Origin of the sequence: uncultured Flavobacterium sp. (genome assembly GCF_963974175.1) — a bacterium.
Lineage (GTDB): Bacteria > Bacteroidota > Bacteroidia > Flavobacteriales > Flavobacteriaceae > Flavobacterium.
The window spans coordinates 20,181-46,660 of record NZ_CAXBBR010000009.1; the positions used below are offsets into that span (position 1 = coordinate 20,181).

The 26,480-nt window shown below is 34.5% G+C and carries 16 protein-coding genes; 6 read left to right on the forward strand and 10 right to left on the reverse strand.

Annotation, left to right across the window (positions count from 1 at the left end; all coding sequences use genetic code 11):
- Positions 1-77: 77 nt before the first annotated feature.
- The 10 genes from AAC069_RS13500 to ppsA form a co-directional block, all read right to left on the reverse strand.
- Positions 78-371 carry a chaperone modulator CbpM gene (locus AAC069_RS13500; RefSeq protein WP_339920984.1) on the reverse strand — a complete coding sequence of 98 codons (294 nt, stop codon included), beginning with the start codon at positions 369-371 and terminating at the stop codon, positions 78-80.
- The gene (locus AAC069_RS13505; protein WP_339920985.1) at positions 368-1,270 is read right to left on the reverse strand and encodes a J domain-containing protein; all 903 of its coding nucleotides are present in this window, start codon (positions 1,268-1,270) and stop codon (positions 368-370) included. The genes AAC069_RS13500 and AAC069_RS13505 overlap by 4 nt, the downstream gene beginning before the upstream one ends.
- A 226-nt stretch (positions 1,271-1,496) precedes the next feature.
- On the reverse strand, positions 1,497-2,558 hold the full coding sequence (locus AAC069_RS13510; protein ID WP_339920986.1) for a retron St85 family RNA-directed DNA polymerase: 1,062 nt from the start codon (positions 2,556-2,558) through the stop codon (positions 1,497-1,499).
- Between the two features lie 506 nt (positions 2,559-3,064).
- Positions 3,065-8,317, reverse strand: coding sequence for an endonuclease (locus AAC069_RS13515; RefSeq protein ID WP_339920987.1), 5,253 nt, complete (start codon positions 8,315-8,317; stop codon positions 3,065-3,067).
- Between the two features lie 263 nt (positions 8,318-8,580).
- Positions 8,581-9,741, reverse strand: a complete 1,161-nt coding sequence (locus AAC069_RS13520) for a phospholipase D-like domain-containing protein (RefSeq protein WP_339920989.1) — start codon at positions 9,739-9,741, stop codon at positions 8,581-8,583.
- A gap of 4 nt (positions 9,742-9,745) precedes the next feature.
- The gene (locus AAC069_RS13525; protein ID WP_339920990.1) at positions 9,746-10,831 is read right to left on the reverse strand and encodes a site-2 protease family protein; all 1,086 of its coding nucleotides are present in this window, start codon (positions 10,829-10,831) and stop codon (positions 9,746-9,748) included.
- A 212-nt stretch (positions 10,832-11,043) separates the two neighbouring features.
- Positions 11,044-13,629: a cation-translocating P-type ATPase gene (locus AAC069_RS13530; RefSeq protein ID WP_339920991.1), complete on the reverse strand. Its 2,586-nt coding sequence runs from the start codon at positions 13,627-13,629 to the stop codon at positions 11,044-11,046.
- 223 nt (positions 13,630-13,852) lie between these two features.
- On the reverse strand, positions 13,853-14,842 hold the full coding sequence (locus tag AAC069_RS13535) for a 2-hydroxyacid dehydrogenase (protein WP_339920992.1): 990 nt from the start codon (positions 14,840-14,842) through the stop codon (positions 13,853-13,855).
- Between the two features lie 93 nt (positions 14,843-14,935).
- Positions 14,936-15,196 (reverse strand): zinc ribbon domain-containing protein, encoded by a 261-nt coding sequence (locus tag AAC069_RS13540; protein ID WP_339920993.1) that lies wholly within the window; start codon positions 15,194-15,196, stop codon positions 14,936-14,938.
- 170 nt (positions 15,197-15,366) lie between these two features.
- Positions 15,367-17,781 (reverse strand): phosphoenolpyruvate synthase, encoded by a 2,415-nt coding sequence (ppsA, locus tag AAC069_RS13545; protein WP_339920994.1) that lies wholly within the window; start codon positions 17,779-17,781, stop codon positions 15,367-15,369.
- 575 nt (positions 17,782-18,356) lie between these two features.
- On the opposite strand from ppsA, the gene AAC069_RS13550 reads away from it, so the two are divergent.
- The 6 genes from AAC069_RS13550 (at position 18,357) to AAC069_RS13575 (ending at position 26,376) form a co-directional block, all read left to right on the forward strand.
- On the forward strand, positions 18,357-21,884 hold the full coding sequence (locus tag AAC069_RS13550; protein WP_339920995.1) for a PAS domain S-box protein: 3,528 nt from the start codon (positions 18,357-18,359) through the stop codon (positions 21,882-21,884).
- On the forward strand, positions 21,884-22,609 hold the full coding sequence (locus AAC069_RS13555) for a HAMP domain-containing sensor histidine kinase (protein ID WP_339920996.1): 726 nt from the start codon (positions 21,884-21,886) through the stop codon (positions 22,607-22,609). The genes AAC069_RS13550 and AAC069_RS13555 overlap by 1 nt, the downstream gene beginning before the upstream one ends.
- A 4-nt stretch (positions 22,610-22,613) precedes the next feature.
- Positions 22,614-23,024: a response regulator gene (locus tag AAC069_RS13560; RefSeq protein WP_091092840.1), complete on the forward strand. Its 411-nt coding sequence runs from the start codon at positions 22,614-22,616 to the stop codon at positions 23,022-23,024.
- A 25-nt stretch (positions 23,025-23,049) separates the two neighbouring features.
- Positions 23,050-23,472 carry a response regulator gene (locus tag AAC069_RS13565; RefSeq protein ID WP_339920997.1) on the forward strand — a complete coding sequence of 141 codons (423 nt, stop codon included), beginning with the start codon at positions 23,050-23,052 and terminating at the stop codon, positions 23,470-23,472.
- 12 nt (positions 23,473-23,484) lie between these two features.
- Positions 23,485-25,839 carry a response regulator gene (locus tag AAC069_RS13570; protein WP_339920999.1) on the forward strand — a complete coding sequence of 785 codons (2,355 nt, stop codon included), beginning with the start codon at positions 23,485-23,487 and terminating at the stop codon, positions 25,837-25,839.
- 174 nt (positions 25,840-26,013) lie between these two features.
- The gene (locus AAC069_RS13575; protein ID WP_339921000.1) at positions 26,014-26,376 is read left to right on the forward strand and encodes a response regulator transcription factor; all 363 of its coding nucleotides are present in this window, start codon (positions 26,014-26,016) and stop codon (positions 26,374-26,376) included.
- Positions 26,377-26,480 lie beyond the last annotated feature (104 nt).

Genomic DNA, 26,480 nt, shown 5'->3' on the forward strand with positions numbered 1-26,480 from the left:
GGTATTTACACAAATATACAAAGAAATTGTTGGGATGCTTTATTTTATATCTTAAAAGTAAGGATATACTTATTAGGCTAATTTTCATAAAGGCGTAGCCTATTTCGGACGTTAGCCAATTCTTTTTGCAATGAATCTATCTTTTGCAGTAAATTAAAAACAACATCAATGCCTTCTATATTGACATCTAATTCCTGATGCATTCGAATCATTTTTTCTATTTCATAAATAGAGTCCTGATGTATATATTGTATGTGTTCCACTGTTTGAATTTCTACTAATCCAAGTTCGCTTAGATTATTAAAGAAAGTTAGTTCTACTTTATAATGGGTAACTAATGTGTTTATGGGAATGAAGTTTTCTATGTTCATAGGGTTTTTAGCTTAGAAAGTTCAGTGAATAATTCTTTTTCTTTTTCAGAAAGACTTGTTGGAATCTTTATTTCATAGGTGATGTAAAAATCTCCAAATTGATTTTCTTTTTTATAAACGGGAAATCCTTTTCCTTTCAGTTTTACTTTTGTTCCATTTTGTGTTCCAGGTGCTACTTTCAGTTTCACCTGTCCATCAAAAGTATCGACGGTAATGTCTCCTCCTAAAATAGCGGAATATAGGTCTAAAGCAACAGTTGCGTATAGGTTCTCTTTGTCTCGTTTAAAAGCAGTGTGATTGTCTATGGTAAAAGTGATGTATAAATCTCCTTTTGGGCCACCTCCAGATCCTGCAGCTCCATGTCCGGTAATCTTTATAACCTGACCATTTTCTACTCCAGCTGGAATAGTAAGGCGAATGTTTTTGCCATTAATGGTTAGCGTGCGTTTATGAGTAGTATAAACATCTTTTAAGTCAAGATGCAATTCAGCATTAAAATCTTGTCCTTTAAATTGCGCAGTACGACCACCGCCTCTTGCAGAGCGACCGCCAAACATAGATTCAAAAAAATCTGAATAATCTGCACCGCCACTAAAACCACCGCCATAATCTGCTTGCTGTCCACGTCCATTGTATTGCTGCTGTTCCCTTTTCGATTGTTTATACTGATCCGCATGTTGCCAGTTCTCACCATGGACATCATATTTTTTACGATTTTCAGGGCTACTCAATACCTCATTGGCTTCATTTAGTTCCTTGAATTTTCTTTCGGCTTCTTTGTCGTTTGGATTCAGGTCAGGATGGTGTTTTCTGGCCATTTTACGATATGCTTTTTTAATCTCAGCTTCAGTTGCCTTTTTATCGACCCCTAATACTTTGTAATAGTCTATAAATGCCATTTTGTATTATTTTTTCAATTATTGATAAGGCCTTTCTCTTTAAATATCACCTACTATAATGTTCTTACTTTTGTAGAAAAAGTACAGAATATTACTTCATAAATTTAGTCATTTTTTAGATGATAAAGTGCAATAAAATGTTTTATTACAGATTATTATAAATTGTAAAGGTCCCGAAAAGAGACCTTTTAATACTATACTTTTTGTAATTCTGAGTTACATATTCTTAATCCCACAAAAGTTTTACTGTATTCGATTTCAAATCTTGCTTCTTTTTCAAGTCAATTAGAAATGATTTATAACCTATGAATTCAGTGTCTTTTGGGTTAATCTGCAAAACAAAATTTATTTTTCCTAGCAGGTGTTCTAAATAGTTCCTTTGGTTAATTTCTTTGTATTCCCGATGCTCATCAATTCCAAATTTCTGGATGTAATACATAGCTTGTCTTAACTCATTGCGTTTGTGAAACACGACTTGTGGTTTTTCATTGACAACTATACCGGTCACCGTTTGGCGGTTACAAGGTGTCATGAGTTTGGTTTTAGCAGTATTGATTTTAAAGTTCATTTTTTCAATGATTGGGTTTATGGTGTCAAAGAGTTCTTTTTCATCGAAATCTCCTGAAAAACTGAGGTCATCGGCGTAACGGGTATATCTTATTTTTCTTTGAAGGCAATAATCAGCAATCATTGCATCCGCCTCTTTAAAAATTATATTTGAAAGGGAAGGGCTTGTAGGAGCACCTTGGGGTAAAGTACCATTTCGTGTACATAATTTGGCTAGCAAATCAGAAACGCTTTTAGAATATCCTAATTCAGTAAAAACTTTTTCTACACTGTCAATTGTAATGGAAGGGAAAAAATTTTCTAAATCCAGCGTAAATACTTTCGGTTGGTTTTTATGAAATTTAAGGTTTTCGATGAGGCTTATATTTGGTTTGTAGGCTTTGGCAAAAGGACTCACCGGAATATTGTACAAGATATTTTTTAGAAGCCAATGCTGAATTTCTTTTAAACTAGGTAATGGTTCAGATATTGATCTTTTTTTTCCGTTTCGTTTAAGAATTTCAAAATCACGGTAAAAGTATTTTGTATGAAGAGCAGCTTTCTTTAGATATTCCTTTTTGTAGCCCACTAATACAGATAAATGTGAAGTATTATAAATTACGGGAAGGTCATTGGAAAATAAAGGAGCTGCATAATCCAAACAACGTTGGATATTCTGTTCAGAGTAGCCTTTCTTTAAAGCTTCTTTGGTGAAAGTGTCTTTGTAGTTTGAAAAATTCATAACGTTAATATCGTTAATGGAGTGAGGACTTTTATGTCGCTCACTCCAATTAGGAATACGGGTTTAAAAGGTTCGGAGCTCTGCGAAGAATCTTTTAAACCCAGTGCTTGAAAAAGCATTCAATTACAGAACAGTGACTCACTGCTCCGATGTTAGCTGAACTAACACAATCTTTAAAAAGCAAATCAGAATTGCAATTCATTCTGAAGTGGAATGTATATGGTTTTCCTAGACAATTTTGGGATTTTACTTTTTAAATCCTTTACTATCCATTCTTCTTTTTTTCTTCGTTGTATTTTTGTACGTTCCATAATAAAGCCCTCTGTTAAATATTATTCAGGTATAGTAACTCATTTTAAATAAGTCGATTATCTTAATTAAAGTTACGAAAAAATATTTAAAAGTTAATTTTTATACCCTTTTATTTTAGTTCCAAAATAAAAAAACCACCAAAAATTAATTTGGTGGTTTGAGATAATCTAAATGATTAATTCTTCAGTAAGAAACTATTCTTTTACCAAGTACTTGATGTTTTTTACTTTTCCATTAATAACTGTTTTCAAGAAATAAAATCCCTTATTTAAATTTGGTAAATCTAAGTAAGTTGCTGTGTTTCCAGCTTGGACATTATGTGTAGACTGTTGTACTAATTGTCCATAAAAATTGTAAGTTAAAAAACTTACAGTAGCATTTGATGAACTGTTAATACTAATAGTTACATGGCTCAAAAATGGATTTGGATAAACAGTAACATCAGTAACAACTACATTATCTTGAGTTGCTTGACAATTCCCTAAACTGTCTCCATGTGCTAAATGTGCACTTACCGCATTTTCATCAACACAAATTACATTTCCATTGTGACACATTTCTACTTTAGGATTTTTAGGGTTGTTACCACAACGAACATCTACAACAATTACTGTTTTTTCTACGGACGTAGAACAACCATTTGCATCTGTAACAGTTAAGGTATAAGTTGTAGTTTCTTTAGGACATACCTCAATAGTGCTAGTCGAAGCACCATTGCTCCATTTGTACGTATAAGGTAGAACCCCGCCATTTACGTTACCTGCAAGAAGTTTTGTGCAAGAAGTTTTAGCATAACCATAGTATACTGTAGCTTCTTTAGTGGAAGGAATTACAATAACTGATGGTTCATTTACTGTGAATGTAGAAGTGATTACTTTGTTTAAAGCATCTTTAACAGTTACAGTATAGACCCCAGCAGCGAGATCAGATATTGTATTTGTATCTGTTGTTGAGTCTGTACTCCAGTGGTAGGTATATGGAGTAATTCCTCCAGAAACAGATACTGTAGCTGTTCCGTTAGCTTCTCCATTACAACTTACATCAGTAGTAGTTAAAGCATCAACAGTCATTAATTTTAACTGTAAACGTGCACTTACTGGGAAGTGATCTGAAGCTGTTTTTGTGTAATCACTAGAGAAAAATTCATAATGCACTCTTGCTGATTGATCAATATATAAATCAGCTAGTTCGTTAGAAAGAGTAATGTGATCAATCATGTTTTCATATGTTGCATACGATCTAAATCCTTGCTCACTTAATGTTTTTGTTACCACATTATAATTTGCAGCATCATTAACATAAGCTACGTAAGTAGAAACAGTCGTAGACACATCTGATACGGTGTAATCAACATCGTCATTATAATCTCCAAGTAAGATTAAGTTCGCATTTGGATATTGTGCATCTAAAGTATCTTTTAATACCTCAACATCAAATTTACGCATGTCGTATTTGCCTTGAGCATCACCACTTGTATTGGCTCTTGCATGAAGGTCAATAATGTTAATTTGTTGTTTGTTACCATCAATAGTAACATTAGCAGTTAACATAAAAGGCAATCTTCCGCTGGCAAAAAAACGTGATTTATCAGTGCTTGGATAATTAACTAATACGGATGTGTCACCACCATTATAATAAGGGTGAATTGTTTTTAATAACACTTTGGTACTAACTGGTTCTACCGTTTTGTTTTTGTAAATGAATCCAACTTTTTGTTTTGGTCCTGTTGCATCAAAAGGGTATGAAGTAGCTTCAGATAAAATAAAACTGTAATCATTCATTTCGCTTACCATTTGAGCCAACAAGGCATCATCAGAAACTTCTTCTACAGCGTAGATATCTGCATCTAATTGTTGTAATATAGTTTTAACAGCTTCTTTTTGTATCGCATCTGAGTTTGGTTTTCCAGCTGCTGGAGAATTTGTTTCATCACCAAACCAAGCTACATTCCAAGTAGCAATATCCAAAGTTTTATCTTTAGAAATAGCTAAATCACTTCCAGTCTGTTGGTATTTATCAGCACATGGGAAGTCTGTTCTTATTCTAGGCAAAAGCTGTTGTGTTGCAAAATAATTTCCCACAACACCAATAATTTCAGAACAAGTTTCTGGTTGAGCAAAACCTACAAGTTCATTCACATCAGCATCAATACGCAGTTGAGCGGTACCGCTCTGATCACTAATGTTGATGCTTGAATTTCCAAACATAATAGCACCCGGCTTTGGAAAGATAGTGTTCACAACGCGTACTAATTCTGCAGGGTGATTTGCCAATTCATTTAGAGTGATCGTTTTAGGTTGGATAGGCTGAGTAGCGACTCCGTTATAGGTCACTGCTTTGACTGGACTTATTTGAACTTGATCTGTATAGGTGCTTTTCGTTCCCGTCACAGTAATAGAATCACCTATTTTAAATAATCCAGCACCATGAACTGTTTTGTCAAAAACAGCTATTGCACCTGATGCGTCTTGAATGTAAGCGCTTCCTGCAAATTGATCAGAAACAGTTAAGACACCTGTAACCGTTACTATTTCACCATCGGCTTTAGATCTTGCTTCAGCAATGGGAATGATGGTGATAATGTCTGAAGCATTTCCAAAAAACTGTCCTTTGTTTATTGCTCCATAAGTACTGTTAGCTGCCTGCCAAATAAAATCAGCATAAGTAAAGCCAGCTCCTGTTAGTTGCAGGGAAGTTCCCACTGCGGCAGTACTAGCCTCTGCTATCCCGATATCAGTACTTGTCATTCCAAGTGCAGGTCCGTTAGTAGCAGTAAAACTACCTTCGTAACTTAAAAATTGGATTACTTTACCACTTGGGTTTACTAATGCTACTCCGTCTGGAGAGCCATTTTGTAAATTTAGGATAGGGCTAAAAACAGTTCCGTAACCGTTTAATTGATCAGTTATGATTCCTGATAAATTTATAATTGGCGTGTAACTTTTCCCATCGGCTCCATTGTATGGAACTAAACTCCAACCGGTTAAATCTATTCCTGCATAACCTGCTATTTCAACACCTTCTCCAACATCAGTTCCTGCGTTGTCATAGTGAATTTCATTTACGAATACTAAATCTCCAAATTTTTGTCCTTTGTTAGTGTTACCAAAAGTACTAACTGTAGCCGTCCAAGTGAAATCACTGTATTTTGTTCCTCGTCCAATTAATTGAAGTGAGTTTCCTACCGTTTCCGTGCTAGTCTGAGCAATACCAATATCGGTACTGATCATCCCAATTGCAGGACCATTAGTTGCTGTAAAAACTCCTTCATAGCTCAAGAATTGAATTACTTTATTGCTTGCATCTACTAAGGCTAATCCGTCAGGAGAACCATTTTGAAGTCCAGAAATAGCTACTGATAGCGTACCATAACCGTTTAATTGATTTGGGATAATACCAGATAAAGTACCTATTGGATTATAGCTCTGTCCGTTAGCTCCGTTATAAGGAATGATTTTCCATCCTGTAACGTTTGTCCCTGCCAATCCAGCTATTTCAACGCCTTCATTACTATCAGTTCCTGCGTTATCGTAGTGAATTTCATTTATAAATACAGATCCAGCAACTACTGGAGTACTGTTATTTAAAGTTTTTACCGGAACATTAGCACTTGCTGGAGATGTATTATCATCGGCGTCTAAAGCTAGTACAGTAAAATTATAATCAGTATTAGCAATCAAATTATTAATTGTGAAGCTACTGCTTGTCGTTGCTGCTACTAAAGTAGTACCATTGTAAATTTCGTATGATACTGCTCCGGTCACTGTATCCCAAGATAAGGTTGTTGCAGTTGCTGTAATATTGCTTGCGACAACATTAGAAGGCGCAACCAAAGGAATTTTTACAGTCGAAAAAGATTGCCCACTGTTGATAGCTCCATAGGTACTTGCTGTCATAGGTTGCCACGTAAAATCACTATATTTTGTACCAGTTCCTTTTAACTGTAATGACAATCCGATAGCTTCTGTTCCGTTTTCTGCAACTCCAATATCAGTACTAGTCATACCGTTTGCTGGACCGTTTGTGGCAACAAAAACACCTTCGTAACTTAAAAACTGAATAGCTTTCCCAGTGTTGTCAACTAAGGCAATTCCATCAGGAGAACCATTTTGTAAACCATTTATGGCTACGAAAACAGTTCCAAAACCATTTGATTGATTTGGTATTGTTCCTGATAATGTACCAATTGGAGTATAAGAAGCGCCACCATTACCATTGTAAGGAATAATACTCCATCCTGTTAAATCAGTTCCTGCAGTTCCTGCAATTTCTACCCCTTCGCCTACATCAGTACCAGCGTTATCGTAATGAATTTCATTAATGAAAACAACAGATGTTGTAGGAGCAGGTGGTGGAGTGCCAACTAGCGTAGTCACGACAATACTGTTACTACCATTTGATATGTTTCCAGCTGCATCAAAAGCTTTTATAGAAAAAGTATAATTTGTATTAGCTGTTAATCCTGATAAAACATAATTAGCTGTCGATGACGAAGCGATTTGTACCGTTCCGTTGTAAATTCTATATCCTAAAACTCCCACATTATCTGTAGATTGAACCCATGCTAATGTCGTTCCAGTTGCAGTTGTATTTATAGCATATAAGTTTGCAGGTACTGATGGTACTTCTGTGTCTAATACAATAGTTCCATCAAATCTATTTTGTGCTTGAGGTCCTCCCCAAATTGTTGTTGCGAAAGCAGGATTGTCAATAAAAGGGTTTCTATTTCCTTGAACACCCTCTAATATTGTATTTCTGTTTATTTCTACTTGGGAAACAGGATCTTCAACATTCCATTGCAATAAAATATCTGGAATATCTGCATTGAAAGTTTTTGAACCCACAGTAACTACATTAGGTAGACATTGATTTCCGTAACGCACATACATGTACATTACCATACGCGCTACATCTCCTTTCCATTCGTCACCTGGATACCAATAAGTACCGTTTACTAACTTTGAATTCCCAGAACCAGCACCAAAAGGATAGTTGTTTCTTGTTGCATTCAATGTAATATCAGAAGCTCTTAAATGATGTGCATCACTTCCAGGCCCATCAGTGCCTAAATTTGGATTCCCCAATGACTTTGCATAAACATGCTCTCTGTTCCAGTTTCCTTGGTTTCCGCCATTTAAATCTTTAGACCGAGTACGGTCATTAGTAATATCGGTATCGGTATCATTGTAACCGTAAATCAATAATACTTTGCTAGGATCAGTAGGATCTAAGTCAGTTTGTTTTAAAGCATCCCATACTCCAGGAGTATAGCTCAAGTTAGTCGTATTGCTACTTATTAAAGTGGCAAGACTTGTTTTTAAGGCATTTCCCGTTTGGTTGACATTGGTCCCAGAGTAATAAGTGGGAACCTGACCAAATGATAAGAGACTTAAAAAACAAAATACAGCAACAAGAAGCAGCTGCTTTTTTAGGTAAAGTTGTTTCATGGTATTTGTAAGTTTATTAAGTCGTAAAAATATACAATCCCACACTTTTATAATTATATTAATATTAACAAATTGTTATAATTATTAACAATATACGGAGTGATGTAAATGATTATTTAATAAAAGCACTGTTGTATCATGTAAAAACGTAATAAATTGTAGTTTTCTAAAAATAATTATTACGGTATAAAACTCTAATTAAATGGCGTTATTGATGGTCTTGCTCTTATGGATTTACAGACTAAATAAAACAATTAAATTGATCAGTAAAATTTTTTGAATCTGTTTTGGGGAAAATAAGTAACTATATTGAGTATGAGCCTGGCAGTCCAATAGGACAACCAATTTATAAAACTCGAGGATATATTATTTCTTTTTTTTAGTGATTCGGGAGTTATTCTCTGACACTTTGATATTACTTCGTTGAGGTGCTCTAAATAGGTGCTGGAAAAGACGGTAGATTTAATTTCAACATTCATTTCGAGACTTCCATAAGAACTCAAATTATTGAGGTTGAAAGAACCGATAGTAGTCCAACAGCCGTCAACAACCGCTGCTTTTCCATGCAAAACGGTTTTATTCCATTCATATAATTCAATGTTATTGTCTAAAAGTGCAGCGTATATATGATAAGTAGCTCGTTTGGAAAGAGTAACATCTGATATGCCGGCTAGGATTAATTTAACTTTCACCTTGTTTTTTGCGGCTTTTTTCAATGCGTTATTCATTCTTCTGCCAGGAAGAAAATAGCTACCCACAATGACAATTTCTTTTTTAGCAGCAGTAAAGGAATTAATATAAGCATCATAGATTTCGTTTTTACTTTTAAGCCAGTCATTTTGAATAATACTGATCACAGTTTCTTGCTGTGTCTGTAAAACAGATTCTATCTTTTTTTTGAAAAAATATCTTTTCTTAAAAAAGAGGTCTCGACATAGTAATTGGAGTTTTTTGGCTATTACCAAATCATCTATCTGAACTGCGTAATCTAGCCAGGGTTCTTTTCCGGGGACACCATCGTATTTATTTGCAATATTTATTCCGCCAATCATAAGTACATGTGCATCTGCAACCACGACTTTATGATGTAACCTTCGGCCAATGTAAAAAGAGTTTGCTGAAAAAAAAGGAGAAAAAAAGCGAAAGTGAACTCCGCTTTCGGTTAATTCCTCTACTAATTCTTTCGGAAATGAAAAGGAGCCGAAGCCATCCAATAATAGGTACACCTTTACACGACGCGCTGCCGCTTCTTTAAGTTTTTCTATAATCGTAGCTCCAGTGGCATCGTTTTCAAAAATATAAAATTGAAGATGAATCTCGTATTTCGCATTTTGAATAATTTGTTCCAATCGGGAAAAATAGTCTTTGCCACTGTACACTAATTCTAGGCAATCAGGATGGGTTGTTTTTTGGATTTTTGGCATAGGCTTATCTTGATTTAACCCCTTTTATTAAAAGAAATTCCAATATATTTTCAGTATCAAGGGTCCCGACAAGGAGACCGTTTTCCATGACTAACATCAAGTTGGATTTATTGACAGAAACTAATTCAAAGATATCTTCGAGCAAGGTTTCTACATCCAAATAGATTAAGTTCTTGTTCATTGCAGAGCGTACATCAGTATTTTCCCCTCTTTCAGAAAGAGCTGCTATAATTTGATCCCGATTTAACGTACCAACAGGTTCATTATTCTCGGTGATCATAAATATCTTGGACTGACTGTCTAATAGTAGTGCTATAGCTGTTTTAATAGGCTCGTTTACATCAATAGATAGATATTGTTTCATAAGAACCTCCCGCACTTTAAACCCTTTGAGAATGAATTTGGAGGCGGCGTGCTCTGTTTCCATTTGAGCAGAGACAATAACAAATAACCCTATGAAAATTAGAAAAGGATTAGAAAAAAAGCCTAAAAAAATGAAGCCCATTGCTATAAATTGACCAATTCGTGCTGCTATTCTGGTTGCAACATGTCTTCTAAATTTAAAAGCTAAGAGTGCTCTAAGAATTCGTCCACCATCCATTGGGAAGGCCGGAATCAAATTAAAAACGGCCAATACGATATTTACAATAAAGAAATTAAGGGAAAAATTACTAGCATTTACACCAGTTGATAATTGTGCAGCGAGTACCTCTGCATTTTCTGGAAAAGTTATAAAAAAACCGGTTATTAATGCCAATAAAATATTTACCAGCGGCCCGGCAAAAGCAACTACTAATTCTTCTATGGGTTTTTCTGGCATTTTGTCTAATCGAGCTAAACCGCCAATGGGAAGCAATGTGATGTCTTTCGTTTGTATTCCATAATTTTTTACGGCCAGCGCGTGCCCAAATTCATGCATAACAACCGTGACAAAAATACATAGAACAAAAATGACCGACCAAAGGATTTGTAAAGCATTATAGCCTGTCCGATAGTTGATAAAAACGATAAAGGCAATAAGTAACGAAAATGTCCAGTGTATAAAAAGACCAACACCAGCTACTTTTCCGATTTTAAATGTTCCTTTCATTTTTTATTATTTTGTAACATTATAAATTCCAGTATAATTAGAAATAAAACACAAATAGTTGAAAATTAGAAAATTGTAATATTTTACATATAGAGGAAAGGAGACTTATCCTTACACTAAAGTACAATTTTTTTTTGAAGAAATGATGAAAAGAAAGATTAGGATGGATTTGTTTGTGCGAGTGCAACCTAAATCTAAGGTGTATGTTTGTATTACACTTTTTTAGAACGTCTAATGATCCATTTTCCTATTTCTACTGCCCAAAAAACGATGCTTGATGCCAATAAGGTTATAGCTAACTCATACAGCGACAGTGGTTGGGTTTTGAATACCATATTAAAGAAAGGTACATAGATAATCATCAGTTGGAGGAATACAGTCAACATCAAAGCTCCCAAAAGAGGTTTGTTCGAAAAAACGCCAATTTTAAAAAGGGATTCTCCTCCAGAACGAATTGCCATAACATGTCCCATCTGGCTAAAACAGAGAACTGTAAAAGCAATTGTTTGCCAATGTTGGATGTTTGCTTGTATTGCCCAGTATTGAATACTCAGCGTTACCACACCCATTAGTAAACCAACGCTTAGTATGTGCAATGCCATCTTTCCTGCAAATATATTTTTCGTCGGATTTCTTGGTGGCCTACTCATTATACTATCCTCAGCTGGTTCAGAAGCTAACGCTAATCCTGGTAATCCGTCAGTTACAAGATTAATCCATAAAATATGGATGGCGAGCAGGGGAAAGGGTAAACCAAAGAAAGGCGCAAGGAAAATGGCGCAGATTTCTCCAAAATTCCCCGTCATAATGTACTTTATAAATTTTAAAATATTATCAAATATCACTCGACCATGCTTTACGGCGATCATAACGGTAGCAAAATTATCATCAAGTAAAACCATGTCAGCTGCCTCTTTAGTAATGGCTGTTCCATTGATGCCCATAGCAATTCCAATGTTAGCGCTTTTTAGGGCAGGGGCATCATTTACTCCGTCACCGGTCATCGCTACAAATTGATTTTTTGCTTGTAGCGCTTTAATAATTTTTAATTTTTGCTCTGGGTTCACACGGGCATAAACACGAACATGTTCCACTATATCCAAAAACTCTTTTTCTGATAATTCAGCAAGTTTAGTTCCGCTCAATATTAGATCTTCTTCTGAGGTGATTATGCCTAGCTGCTTTGCAATGGCTTTTGCAGTGAGCTTGTGATCGCCGGTAATCATAACAGGTATAATTCCAGCTTGTATACATTCTGAAACTGCTTTTTTTGCTTCGCTCCTTGGCGGATCAATCATTCCTGCAAATCCTATAAAGGTTAATGACGATTCTATCTCCTCTATATTTAAAGTCTCTGGCAAGGATTGTATTTCTTTTATGGCATAACCAATAACCCGATAGCCTTCATTAGCTAAGTCGTTTGCTTTTCGATCAAACTCAGCAATAAGAGGTTGTTGATTTTTAGTTATTTTATCTAAAAGGACATCAACAGCCCCTTTAGTAATAACGAGTATTCCTTTTTCTGTTTGATGTAGCGTTGTCATGCATTTTCTTGAAGAATCGAATGGAAACTCTGCTACTCTTGGAAATTCTGTTTCTAATTCCTTTTTATTACTGTTTTTATTTAAAGCATATTGTACCAATGCGATCTCCGTTGAATCGCCATGCCAGCTTCCGTCTTCTTTTACTGAGACATCACTATTTAATGCCATCGCTATAAGCATAGAATTATTTTCAATAAAAGAAGTTTCAGTTTTTATATCAGGAGTCAAATAAACTTCTTCAACGGTCATTTGGTTCTTAGTTAGTGTTCCAGTTTTATCAGTGCAGATATAGGTCACCGAACCAAGTGTTTCCACCGCCGGAAGTTTTCTTATCAAAGCATTATTCTTTGCTAATCGTTTAGCGCCAAAGGCAAGTGCAATTGTAACAAGTGCTGGTAAGGCTTCTGGAATGGCCGCCACAGCAAGTGAGATAGACGTTAACAGCATGCTTAATATATTTTCGCCATTAAGGTAGCCTATCATAAAGATTAAAGTACATATTATCAAGATGGCAATAGACAGCCGCTTACCAAAAGCCGCTAATCGTATTTGTAGTGGAGTTATTGATTCATGTACTTGAATCATCTGGGCAATGTGACCTAGTTCTGTTTCCATTGCGATTGCTGTAACGTAGGCGCATCCATGTCCTTTTGTGATAAAGGTACCTTTGAAGCCTATATTGCTTCGATCTCCAAGCGAATAGTCGCCGTCAGGCAATTCGTTTACCGTTTTATCAATAGTATTTGACTCGCCAGTAAGCGTTGATTCGTCTACTTTAATTTGGTGGGTTTCAATAAAACGAACATCAGCGGGTATTCTGTTTCCGGCTTCGAGCAAAACGACATCACCGGGAACTAAGTCAGTAGAAGCAATGGTTATGGTTTTTCCTGCTCGAATTACCCTTGTTTCTTCTGGAATTATATTTTTAAGGGCCTCCATTGCTTTTTCAGCTCGGTATTCTTGCACAAAACCGATTGCCGCGTTGACAATTATGATGATAAGAATTATAATAGTATCTGTTAAGTCGCCCATTATACCTGAGACAATTGCCGCCAGGATAAGGATTAGAATCATAAAGTTGGACAATTGATTAAAGATCATCCGTAAAACAGTATTCTTTTTTTTGAAGTCAATTTTGTTTTTGCCATATTGGGTCTGGCGGTCTTTTGCATTTTTTTCATTTAGGCCTGCTGGGGATGTGTCCAACTTCTGGGATACTTCAGAAAGCGAAAGTAAGTGCCAATTAATGTTCATCTGACTTAGTTTTAATTAACCGTTCCTTCTGGTTTTTTAAATTTCAATTAAGGTAGTCATTAATTGATTCCGTAGGGGCAATTATTTAAAAGAATTTTCTTAGAATTGAAAAAATAAAAATCAACTGAGTAGCAAATTTTTTAATCAGGAAAAAACAGTAATTATCCTCTTTAAGTACTTAATTGTTAATGGAGTAATATAGAATTGAATTATTTGAAACAACTTATTTAAGTTCGTTTTTAGAGAGGCCATTATAAGCCCAAGCATTAAAATTAACAATGGTGGTCTGTGCAATTCTTTCTAATGCTTCTTTGGTCAAAAAGCCTTGATGTCCTGTAATTAACACATTAGGGAAGGAGCGGAGGATGGTGTATAAATGATCCTCCAATTTTTTATTAATGTGGTTACCAAAGAAGATTGTTTTTTCTTTTTCATAAACGTCTAAACCGGCTGCTCCTATATTTCCCATTTTGAGTGCGTCTATTAAATCCTCCGTGTTGACGATAGTTCCTCTTGCAGTATTAATAAAGATAACTCCTTTTTTCATCAGCATAAAATTGCTTTTGTTGAACATGTATTTTGTTTCAGGATTAAGCGGACAATGAACAGAAATTACATCTGAATTCTTACAAACATCTTCTAATGTGGTATAGGATAGATTTGTTTGCTGTATCAATTCTTCATTTTCCTGCGGGTCACAAGCTAGAATTTGGCAACCAAAACCATGCATGATTTTTGCGAAAGCGGCACCTATTTTTCCAGTTCCAATAATTCCCACTGTTTTTCCATGCAAGTCAAAGCCTACCAAATGGTCTAGACGGTAGTCACCCATTTGCATGAGTTTTTGACCCAGAATTATTTTTCTGTTTAACGCCATTAATAATGTTACCGCGTGCTCCGCTACAGAATAGGGTGAGTAGGTAGGGACATTTGCTACTTTGATTCCTAAAGCTCTGGCTTTTTTTAAATCGACATAGTCATATCCCACAGATCTTAAAGCAATATATCTAACGCCGTAGAAATATAATTTTTCTAGTACGCTATCAGAGGCATTGTCGGGTGTAAATAGTGAAATCCCTTCAAAACCTTCTGCTAGTTTCGCCGTGTCTTCATTTAAAGCTTGGTTCGTATATTCTATTTCTAATTTCCCATGTGTAGCATTTTCGATAAATGGTTTGTCAAATGCGTATATGCTGTACATTAAAATTTTCATGATGTGTTTTTTATTTCCAATAAAGGAATGGTTGCTTTCGTTTTCGTAGCGGTATTTTTCATTTTGCGAATCAATTATTTAGAATAAAACAAATTAAATTGTTTTCCAACGGTCTAAAGTAGGCAGAATGTTTACCGCATCTTGGATCAAATGTTCTGAAAGTTTCAATTTCTTCATTTGTGTTTCTACTGTTTCTTTCATATCGCCAAACGTCATATTTGGATTAACAAATGAACCACCATCGTAACAAAATTTACAGTACTCATCCGTTTTTAGACCGTTTGCTTTCGTGCCTTTTAAGGCCTCGTTGTCAAGTGGAATTCCACAGCTTTGACATAATACTTTTGGTTCCATATTTTCTAATTTTAAGAGTTCAATTAATATGTTTTTTAATCTCTTTAGGTTTAATTCCTTCTAACTTTCCTTCGGTTTTTCACCACAGATTATAGCTTTGTAAAGGATTTTTAAAAATCTGTAGCTATTTGTATCTACTATATCGTAGGCTCTGCTCTGAGGTGATTTATTTATAGTCGTACCATATTTTTCTTTTCGGTTTCTAAAATATTTTCAATTCCTTTGATAATAGCATCGGGATTAAATGAAATGCTGTCGATTGCTTCCTCTACTAAAAATTGTGCAAATTCTGGAATGTCACTAGGAGCTTGACCGCACAATCCGACTTTTATGTTATTCCTCTTTGCGGCATGTATTGTTTCCCTAATTAAATTTTTGACTGCTGGATTCTGTTCGCTAAACAAATTACTGATTAATGCAGAATCACGATCCAGACCCAGTGTAAGCTGTGTTAAATCATTGGAACCAATTGAAAATCCGTCAAAATGAGAGGCAAATTCATCGGCTAATATCACATTACTTGGAATCTCTATCATGACATATACTTCGAGGCCGTTTTCTCCTTGTACCAGTTTGTTAGTAGCCATCTCTGCAAGCACCTTTTGTCCTTCTTCGATAGTTCTACAAAAAGGAATCATCAGTTTTACATTGTGAAAACCCATTTCGTTTCGCACTTTTTTCATGGCTTCGCATTCTAGTGCAAACCCTTTTCTATAAAAATCGCTGTAGTAACGAGAAGCACCACGGAAACCAATCATCGGGTTTTCCTCATCGGGTTCAAAGTATTTTCCGCCAATCAGATTAGCATATTCATTACTCTTAAAATCACTCATTCTCACAATTACATCCTTTGGATAAAAAGCCGCTGCGACAATTGAAACGGCTTCCGCTAGTTTGTCAATAAAATAGTTTTTGCTATCCTCATATCCTTTCGTTAATTCCGATATTTGGTCAATTACCGTTTGATCAGTTACTTTTTCGGGCTCACAAAGTGCGAGAGGATGAATTTTAATACTATTGGAAATTGCAAATTCCATTCGCATCAAACCAACTCCCTTATTGGGATAGTTACTCAATTCAAAAGCTCTATCAGGATCAGCAAGAATGAACATAGGGTCGGTTTCTGGCATGGATAAATGACTGAAATCCTGTTCTGTTATTTTCCATTCTAATTTGCCTTCATATACGTTGCCATCTTTCCCCTCAGCGCAGGAAACCGTAATTTGCTGCCCGTTTTTAATTAGGGTAGTAGCATCACCGCAGCCTACTACGGCAACGACGCCCAGTTCTCGTGCAACAATAGCGGCATGACTGGTTCGTCCGCCTTTGTTAGTGATTATGGCAGCTGCTTTTTTCATGATTGGGTCCCAATCGGGATTTGTCAAATCGGTAACTAGAATCTCTCCTTCTAATAATTGATTTCCTTCTTGCGGGCTATTGAGTATACGTGCTTTTCCAGTAGCTATTTTATCACCCAGTGCAATTCCTTGTGTGATAAGTGTGCCGTTTTCTGTGAGTTTGTAAATCTCCCGAACTTGTTTTTTATCTTTACCGTGAACCGTTTCAGGCCGTGCCTGAACAATATAAAGCTGATTGTTTAGTCCGTCTTTTGCCCATTCGATGTCCATAGGTTTTTTATAATGTTTTTCAATTTTGTAACACCATTGCGAAAGTTGTATAACCTCTTTGTCATTCAATGAAAATTGATTTTGTTTTTCGATTGATGTGGGTTTATTTATGATGGTATTTTCAGCAGAAGTTTCGTCACTCTTATGGGCATAGATCATCGTGAATTCTTTTCTACCGCAATGTCTTTTCAAAATGGGATTTAGTTTTGCATTTTCTAAGGTGGGTTTAAATACCATCCACTCATCTGGTGTTATGGTTCCTTGGACAATATTTTCGCCAAGACCCCAACTGCCGTTAATGATAATGGTGTTTTGAAAACCGGTATCAGGATCAATTGTAAAGGCAACACCCGAAGAAGATTTATCACTTCGAACCATCTGTTGTACGCCCACAGAGATTGCGATATCTAATTTTGTAAACCCCATGTCATGGCGGTACTTTATGGCACGATCTGTAAATAAGGAAACGTAACAACGATGTACAGCGTCAATTAATTGGTTTTCACCACTAATATTAAGGAAAGACTGCATTTGTCCAGCAAAACTTGCTGTTGGTAAATCTTCTGCCGTAGCGCTGCTTCTAACCGCTACTCCAAGGTTTTTTATGTCGCTTTGTTTGCTTAGCGATTGGTAGGCAGTTTGTATTTCGGCATGTATTTCGTAAGGAATAGGCGCTGATAGAATTAATGCTCTGGCTTTCTGGCCCACTTCAGACAGGTTAGTGTAGTGTTTTGTGTCTAATAGGTTCAATATATTATCCAATGATTTTTCCAAATTGTTTTCTTTTCGAAACAAACGGTAACCAGCTGCAGTAACTGCAAATCCATTAGGAATATTGACACCAATAGGATTCAATTGGTTATATAGTTCCCCAAGAGAGGCATTTTTACCCCCAACTTGATCTATTGCAGCAATACCAATTTGGTTAAAAAACAAGATGTATTTATAATTTTCCATATTTAATATATTAAGTTTTTAGTGACGTCTGCTTTATTTCAACTCGGCAATAGGAAAATATTTGGAGCGTATTTAATCTGTTCGAAATCAAAAATGAATTTTTAGACCCTATGCTAGAATTACAGGTACGATTTGGGAACTACAGTAAGAGCCAAGTAGGTGTGCCCTTTATAACTATTTTAGTGTACTACTAATTTAATCAAAAAAAAATATTTTTGATATATAAAACGTGTTTATTTTAAAAGTAATTGAATTTAATAATCTAATTAACAGCAGTTTGTAGGTTTTTTTTTGAATCGTTCCTTTTGTACCTTTAGTGTAATTTCGTTTGTTAAATTCAATTACTTGTAGCGTTTTCCATTTAAGAAGCAGTTAAATGAAATACTTAGATAGCTAGTATGGCGAAGCATCATAATTTACAGGCAAATACAGCTTTAATTCAATTATTATTTTATTTTTGTATACCCTCGGGAATTAATTGTTTATTGGAGCTACAATATTAATACGTTCTTAATACTTCAAATACATAGTTTTTTTTCGAATAATTGACCCCAAATCAATACCCGCCCGAAATAATGAAAAAATCAATATTACCGTTAAATGAATCAGAAAGGCTAAAGGCTCTTGCGAGCTATTCCATTATGGATTCTTTGCCTGAAGAGGAGTATGATTCCATTACACAGTTAGCTTCTTACATTTGTGGTACACCTATTGCCTTAATAAGTCTATTAGATGAAAAACGACAATGGTTTAAATCAAGTGTAGGTTTAGGTGCTAGCGAGACTGCTCGAGACATCTCTTTTTGCCAATATACAATTATGGGCGATGAGGTGTATGAAGTTAATAATGCAACAGAAAACAAGATTTTTGCTAATAATCCCTTAGTTACAGGAAACCCTGATATTCAGTTTTATGCTGGTGCTCCGCTGCAGGATGCTAATGGATTTAATTTAGGCTCACTTTGCGTCATTGATACGAAGCCAAGGATACTATCTAACGAACAGAAAACCGCTTTAAAATTATTGGCTAATCAAGTTATTCTATTATTGGATCTTCGAAAAAAAAATGTAGATCTTAAAAACACCCAACTCGAATTTAAAAATTTTATTGAACTCTCAAAAGATTTAGTATGTATTGCTAATGTGGATGGAACATTCCGTAAAGTAAATCCGGCTTTTACAATTGTTTTGGGGTACACTAAAGAAGAATTAGAAGGAAGGCCATTTGTAGATTTCATTCACCCCGAAGATTTAGATAAAACTTATAAAGAAGTAGAAAAACTAGCTCTAGGGCACAAAACAGTTAGTTTTGAAAATCGTTACCTCTATAAAAATGGTGCGTATATTTTGTTAAGCTGGAATACATCACCAGACCCTGAGACGGGAAATCTCTATTGCATTGCGAGAGATATTACTTTTGAAAGAGAGCAACAAGAAAGTGTAGTGCAAACTAAGAATGAATTAACTGCCATACTTAATGCATCTGAATTCTCAATAATTGCAACTGACCTTGATGGAACAGTGAAGCAATTTAATAAGGGGGCTGAGAATTTACTGGGTTATCAAGCAGATGAAGTGGTAGGGAAAGCTACAGCAGCTATTTTCCATGTCGTAAATGAAGTGGTAAAACGTTCCCAAGAGTTAAGCGAGGAACTCGGTGAACTTGTTGAACCAGGATTTGAGGTACTTTTTATTAAAGCTCGAAAATTTGGAATTGCAGATACACACGAATGGACTTATTTAAGAAAAGATGGTACTACTTTTCCAATACTATTATCAATTACTGCCATTAAGAATAGTGCAGGAGAAATAACCGGTTACTTAGGAATAGCTAAGGATATTTCACAGGATAAGGAAGCAGAACAGAATTTAATTAACAGCAACATCTTGCTAGATGAATCCCAACGGATTGCTAAAATAGGAAGTTGGAAATATGATGTAAATACAAATGATCTGGTTTGGTCAAAAGGACATTATACTATTTTTGAATTGGATGAGCTACCTGAAAATGAACTTAATGATGCGTATCGTAGTCGTATTTACCCAGAGGATCTGATAATCTTAGATGAATTAAGTGAAAATATAAATAAGACCGGTGAGAATTTTAAAATTAGCTATCGAATAGTATTTCCAGATGGAAGAATAAAGCAAATTGTAGAAATAGGCCAACCTTCTAAAAATCGAAGAGGAGAAGTAATTAGCATGCAAGGCACAATCCAAGATGTAACGAATGAAAAAAGAATAGAAGAAAATTTAAGAAATGCTAATAAACTCTTGGATGAATCCCAACGGATTGCTAAAATAGGGAGTTGGAAATACGATTTAGTCACAAGTGATTTAATTTGGTCAAAGGGACATTATCAAATTTTTGAGTTGGAGGAATTACCATCAGATCAACTCAATGCTGTTGCAAGGTCAAGAATTCACCCTGATGATTTATCAATACTTGATGAATCTGACAAAATCATGATGGAAACCGGCGATGACTTTAAAATTAATTACAGAGTTTTATTTCCAGATAGTAGAATAAAACAAATTATAGAAATTGGGCAACCCTATAGGAATGAAAAAGGGGAAATCATAGGAATGCAAGGAACGATTCAGGATGTAACAAAGGAAAAAGAAGCGGAGTTAAACTTAATTAACAGTAATAAGCTATTAGACGAATCTCAAAGTATGGCTAAGATTGGAAGCTGGAAATTTGATTTAATAACTCGTCATTTAAGATGGTCTAAGGGACATTATCAAATTTATGATTTAGAAGAATTACCCTCTGATCAACTGTTGATTGCGTATCGAGATCGAATTCATCCCGATGACCTAATAACGCTTGACAATATTATAGCGAATACATTAGACACAGGTGCTGATTTACACTATAATTATAGACTTTTATTACCAGACGGCAGCTTAAAATATATTTTAGGAATAGGAAAGGTAAATATAAATGACCAGGGAGAAGTTATCGGTATCCAAGGTACCATCCAAGATATTACCGAAAAAACGTTAGCCGAACAAATCATAATTGAAAAAGCAAAAGAGATCAACGATATTAGGTCTGCTTTAGATGAGTCATCGATAGTAACAATTACAGATCACAAAGGTGTTATCACCTTTGTGAACGATAAGTTTTGTAGCATTTCTAAATATTCGAGAGAAGAACTTATGGGGCAATATCATTATCTTGATAATCCGCATTATAAATTAAATAAGTTCATTAAAAATATATGGACGACTATTGGTAACGGCCGTAATTGGCAGGGAGAGATCTTGAATGTCGCAAAAGACGGATCATTTTACTGGGTTTATTCCACAATTGTACCTTTTTTAGATAAGAAAGGAAAGCCATATCAATACATCGCAATAAGTTCAGATATTACCGATCAAAAAAAAGCGCAGAAAACTTTAAATAATGCATTAACTGATGTTGAGAAAAAGAATAGGGAATTAGATCAGTTTGCTTATGTAGTTTCGCATGACCTTAAAGCCCCTCTTAGAGCGATTAATAATCTTTCGGAGTGGATCATGGAGGACATGCCTGAGATGCCTGATGATGTAAGCGCTAACTTTGGATTATTACGAGGCCGTGTCATGCGTATGGAGAATTTAATTAATGGAGTTTTAGATTATTCTCGTATAGGTAAAACTTCAATTGAAGGACAGCTGACGGACTTGAAAAAAATGTTACAGCAGATTGTTGAAACAATTGTTCCTACTGAAGGATATGAAGTTTATATTGCAGACACTATGCCTGAAATAAAAATTGCAAGAATATTATTTGAGCAGATTTTCGCTAACCTTATCAGTAATGCAGTAAAATATAATGACAAACCAATAGGGAAAATAGAATGTCTATATAAGTCATTACCTAACTTTCACCAGTTTACGATCAAAGATAACGGTCCTGGAATAGCAGAAGAATACCATGAGAAAGTGTTTAAAGTTTTTCAAACCATTGAAGCTCGGGATAAAAAGGAAAGTACCGGTGTTGGACTGTCTATTGTACAAAAGATAATTGAAGAGATGGGAGGGACTATTCACATCGAATCGGAAGAAGATAAAGGTGCAAGTTTTATTTTTACAATTCCAAAAAATAAAAAATAATGGAGTCAGAAAAGAAATGTCAAGAAGAGCTAACCGCTCTCAAAAAAGAATATGAAGATTTTGTTTACATTGTTTCCCACGACATTAAAACTCCAATGCGCGCTATTGTAAACATAGCTACTTGGATTGAAGATGATTTAGGGCCTAATGTTGATCAGGATATTTTAGATAATTTCAGTTTATTAAAAAATAGAGTGGGGCGTCTAGAAAACATGATGAATGCTTTATTAGAACTTTCACATGCCAATCGAACCAAAATGGAACTATTCGAAGTGAGTATTCCAAAATTGGTAAATGACTGTATTGCTATGTTAAGTGATAAAACAAACATAGAATTTCATACTAGTTATAATTTAATTGATGAAAAATGCATTACTTTGGGAAAAAAACTAGAGAAAGTAATTTATAGTTTACTTGACAATGCCGTTCGATTTCATGACAAAGAAAAAAAGAATGTCTCTATTGAAATAGTTGAAAATGAAACCGACTATGAAATAGTAATCGGAGATGACGGTCCTGGTATTCCAGAAGAGGTAAAAGATAAGATATTTTCTGTTTTCTATACCGTTAATTCTAAGGATGTTGTAGATTCAACCGGTGCGGGTTTAACAATATGTGAAAAAATAATAAAAATGGTAGGAGGAACAATAGAATATACTCCTGGATTGAATGGAGGTTCCGTTTTTAAATTTAATTGGCCTAAAGCAATAACAATAAATAATTAAAATTATGATACAGAAATTGGTAAATATTTTATTGGTAGAAGATGATGAGGTAGATGTAATGAATGTTAAAAGAGCATTCTCAAAAAACAATATCAAGAATGACCTCTTTGTTGCAGGAAATGGTGTTGAGGCTTTGGATATGTTGCGTAACTCGATCGTTCCTTTGCCAAGAATAATCATATTGGATATTAATATGCCTAAGATGAATGGAATAGAGTTCCTTAAAGAACTAAGAGAAGATGAAAGTCTTAAAAATATCTCAGTATTTGTGATGACTACTTCAAACGAGGATAGTGATAAAATTAATGCCTACAATCTTAATGTTGCCGGGTATATTTTAAAACCATTATCTTTTGAAAAATTCATTTCCTCTGTGGCTACACTAAAAGATTTTTGGTCTTTATGTGAAATGTAAAATCTAATAGCAATAAAAGTAAATTATGATAAACTCAAACATCTTATTCGTAGATAATAGTAAAGTTGGTATCGAAGGTGCTAAAAAGGCATTTTCAACACTTGGTATCGAAAACACTTTGCATTTTGCTGAAAATGATGTGGAAGCATGGGATATGCTTGATGGGAATCATAAAATTTCTCCTGTACCTAAAATTCTTTTGATTGATATTAATCAGGAGGGGATAAATGGTCTAGATTTAATAAATAAGATAAGAAGCCATGAGGATTTAAAATCAATATTAATATTTGTAATCACGAGTATAGATAATGAAAAAAATCGCAGCGAAGCTTTAAATTTAAATATTGCCGGATATATTCATAAACCAATTGATAACGACAACATTGATTTTTTTTCAATCCTATATAATTATTGGAATATTATTGAATATTCTAGTGAAAAAAAATAAAAATACTATAATATGGCTGTAGCCTTAAATATATTGGTAATCGATGATGATAAAGTTGATTTGATTACTATAATCCGTTCGATTTCACATTCTGGTATCTTAGCCGATGTAGAAAGCGCTTTTTCTGCCAAAAATGGAATAGAAAAGATTAAGGCATTTAACTACGATCTTATCTTTTTAGATTATTTGATGCCTGATAGTGATGGTATTTCTTTTCTAAAAATTTTAAAGGACCTAGGAATTGAAACACCGGTAATTTTCGTGACTTCTCAGGGTGATGAAAAGATTGCTAGTCAGGCGATTTTAGGAGGAGCAGCAGATTATATTCCAAAATCATTATTAACGCCTGACGGGGTTTCACAAAGCATAAGAAATGCACTTAAACTTCATGAAAGCCTTGCGCAAAGAAAGAAAACAGAACTAGAGTTAAAAATTAATTCGAATAGACTTTCAGAGGCTCAAAAATTGGCCAAAATAGGAAGCTGGGAATTAAATCTAGTCGACGATGCCGTTTTTTTCTCTGAACAATTTTATACTATTTTTGAAATAGACAAAAACAGCACTCCATCATTAGCCCTTTTAAAATCTCGCTTAATTAATTCAGATGACATCAAATTATTTGAAGACAACCTGAATTTGGTCGAAAAGAATAATTCAGAAGTGAAGTTCAGCCATAGCTTAACTGCTAAAAATGGTTCTGTTAAATACATTAATGAGTACATAAAGTGTTTGAACGATGAACATAACCAGCCGTTCAAGATTTTGGGCACTATTCAAGATGTCAGTGATCAGAAAAACATTGAAAGAGAACTTATAAAAGCAAAAGAACTGGCAGAGCAATCAGTGCGCGTAAAAGAACAGTTTCTTACTAATATGAGTCATGAAATCCGTACTCCAATGAATGGGATTCTTGGGTTTGCAAGAATTCTGGAAGGAACGACTTTAGATAGTGATCAGGAGCAAAGTGTAAAAGCTATTAAAAGAGCGGGAAATAACTTAATGGTTATTATAAATGACATTCTTGATTTTTCAAAAATCGAAGCAGATAAAATGATAATGGAAGAAGTTACATTCTCTTTATCAAAAAAAGTAAAAAGTGTTATAGAGGTACTTTCTACTATTGCGGAGGAGAAGAAGGTAAAATTACTTTTTGAAATTGACTCCAAAATTGAAGATTCTTTGATAGGCGATCCTACAAGGTTGTCTCAAATTTTGATAAATTTATTAGGGAATGCCTTGAAATTTACCGAAAAAGGATATGTTGAGTTGGTTGTTTCACAAGAAAGAGAATCTGAAACAGATACTTTTATACGGTTTACCGTGACTGATACCGGTATCGGAATTGCAGAAGATAAAATAGATTCGATATTTGACAGTTTTAATCAAGCTTCTAATGAAACGTCCAGAAAATTTGGTGGTACAGGTTTGGGATTAACTATAACCCGAAAATTGATCGAATTGCAGGGTGGTACAATAGCTGTAAAAAGCCAAATGGGAAAAGGAAGTGAATTTTCATTGCTTATTCATTATCCAAAAGATAAAAGCGGAATAAAAGATGTTACAATAACAGAAAATACAACGCTAACACATGATTTCTTAAAAGACACAAAAATACTATTAGTTGAGGACAATGAACTAAACCAACTTTTAGCCGTTAAAGTTTTTAAGAAATGGGATAAAGAAATTGATGTTGCAGATAATGGAAAGATAGCCATTGATAAAATTGAAAAAAATAATTATGATATTATTTTAATGGACATTCAAATGCCAGAAATGGATGGGAATGAACTGACAAAATACATTCGAAATCATATGGGCGCTAAATCAAATACCCCAATAATAGCAATGACAGCCCATGCCACATTAGAAGAAGAAAACCGTTGTTTGGAAAATGGAATGAATGATTATTTATCAAAACCATTTCATTTTAATGTGTTACTTGAAAAACTATATAATAATTTAATGAAGACAAATACCACCGTTTCATCTGACTTAGCAGCAGAGAAAGTCGAATCTGAAAATTTAATTGATCTTACATATTTAAATGATTTTGCTGATGGAGATGCCGATTTTATTGAACAAATGGTACATATATTTATACAAAACTCACCCATTTCATTAAAAATAATATTGGAAGCTAATCAAGCAGACGACATACAAAACCTAAAAAGTGAAGTGCATAAACTGAAGTCTTCTATCAATTTGTTAGGAGTTGTTTCAGCACTAAAGAGTATTGAGGTTATTGAGGAAGAAATTAATAGTAATCCATTGGGACAAAAAAGAAAAGAAGAAGTGATTCATCTTAACGAAATTTGCCAGTTGGTTTTCAATGAATTAGAATCATTACATGGTTTCTCAAAAATATAGTCTAATTTTGTGCATTAAATTGTAAAGAAAGATACTATCTTAAGCGTTTTATTTACTAACCATTAAAAATAAACCTACCAAATACTACTTTTGAAAAGTATACTCTAGCGATAGAAATATATTAATCAGTTTTTAAGAAATTATTTTACCCAAATAATAATTAAATTAAAACAAATGAAAATTTTAATAGCCGAAGATGATGAGATGATGCTTAGAACAATGGAGTTTAAGCTAAAAAGAGAAGGATTTGATGTAATTGCTTGTGCCAATGGTGAAAAAGCAATTAATAAAATAATAACGGAGAGTCCAGATGTAATAATTACAGATATCATGATGCCAATAATTACTGGACTTGATATCGTTAGAAAGGTAAAAAGCGAGTTAAATCTAAACATTCCTATAATAGTATTATCTGCTGTTGGTCTAGAGAAGACTGTTTTAGAAGCTTTCGAATTAGGAGCAGATGATTTTATAACTAAGCCTTTTAGTCCAAACGAGTTAATTGTCAGGGTAAGACGACTTATGTTAAAAGTGTAAAGGTAGTTATGTCGAATAGGGCTGCGCTAATCCTTTTTTAAATATTTAAAAATCGTTACTTTTAGTAGCGATTTTTTTTTGTGCTAAATGGAAATAAACAAAAC

Coding starts and splice junctions, on each gene's coding strand:
- AAC069_RS13535 (WP_339920992.1), bottom strand. CDS start 14,842: ATGAAAATTTTAATGTACAGCATATACGCATTTGACAAACCATTTATC.
- AAC069_RS13525 (WP_339920990.1), bottom strand. CDS start 10,831: ATGAAAGGAACATTTAAAATCGGAAAAGTAGCTGGTGTTGGTCTTTTT.
- ppsA (WP_339920994.1), bottom strand. CDS start 17,781: ATGGAAAATTATAAATACATCTTGTTTTTTAACCAAATTGGTATTGCT.
- AAC069_RS13520 (WP_339920989.1), bottom strand. CDS start 9,741: ATGCCAAAAATCCAAAAAACAACCCATCCTGATTGCCTAGAATTAGTG.
- AAC069_RS13555 (WP_339920996.1), top strand. CDS start 21,884: ATGGAGTCAGAAAAGAAATGTCAAGAAGAGCTAACCGCTCTCAAAAAA.
- AAC069_RS13575 (WP_339921000.1), top strand. CDS start 26,014: ATGAAAATTTTAATAGCCGAAGATGATGAGATGATGCTTAGAACAATG.
- AAC069_RS13570 (WP_339920999.1), top strand. CDS start 23,485: ATGGCTGTAGCCTTAAATATATTGGTAATCGATGATGATAAAGTTGAT.
- AAC069_RS13560 (WP_091092840.1), top strand. CDS start 22,614: ATGATACAGAAATTGGTAAATATTTTATTGGTAGAAGATGATGAGGTA.
- AAC069_RS13530 (WP_339920991.1), bottom strand. CDS start 13,629: ATGAACATTAATTGGCACTTACTTTCGCTTTCTGAAGTATCCCAGAAG.
- AAC069_RS13515 (WP_339920987.1), bottom strand. CDS start 8,317: ATGAAACAACTTTACCTAAAAAAGCAGCTGCTTCTTGTTGCTGTATTT.
- AAC069_RS13500 (WP_339920984.1), bottom strand. CDS start 371: ATGAACATAGAAAACTTCATTCCCATAAACACATTAGTTACCCATTAT.
- AAC069_RS13505 (WP_339920985.1), bottom strand. CDS start 1,270: ATGGCATTTATAGACTATTACAAAGTATTAGGGGTCGATAAAAAGGCA.
- AAC069_RS13540 (WP_339920993.1), bottom strand. CDS start 15,196: ATGGAACCAAAAGTATTATGTCAAAGCTGTGGAATTCCACTTGACAAC.
- AAC069_RS13550 (WP_339920995.1), top strand. CDS start 18,357: ATGAAAAAATCAATATTACCGTTAAATGAATCAGAAAGGCTAAAGGCT.
- AAC069_RS13510 (WP_339920986.1), bottom strand. CDS start 2,558: ATGAATTTTTCAAACTACAAAGACACTTTCACCAAAGAAGCTTTAAAG.
- AAC069_RS13565 (WP_339920997.1), top strand. CDS start 23,050: ATGATAAACTCAAACATCTTATTCGTAGATAATAGTAAAGTTGGTATC.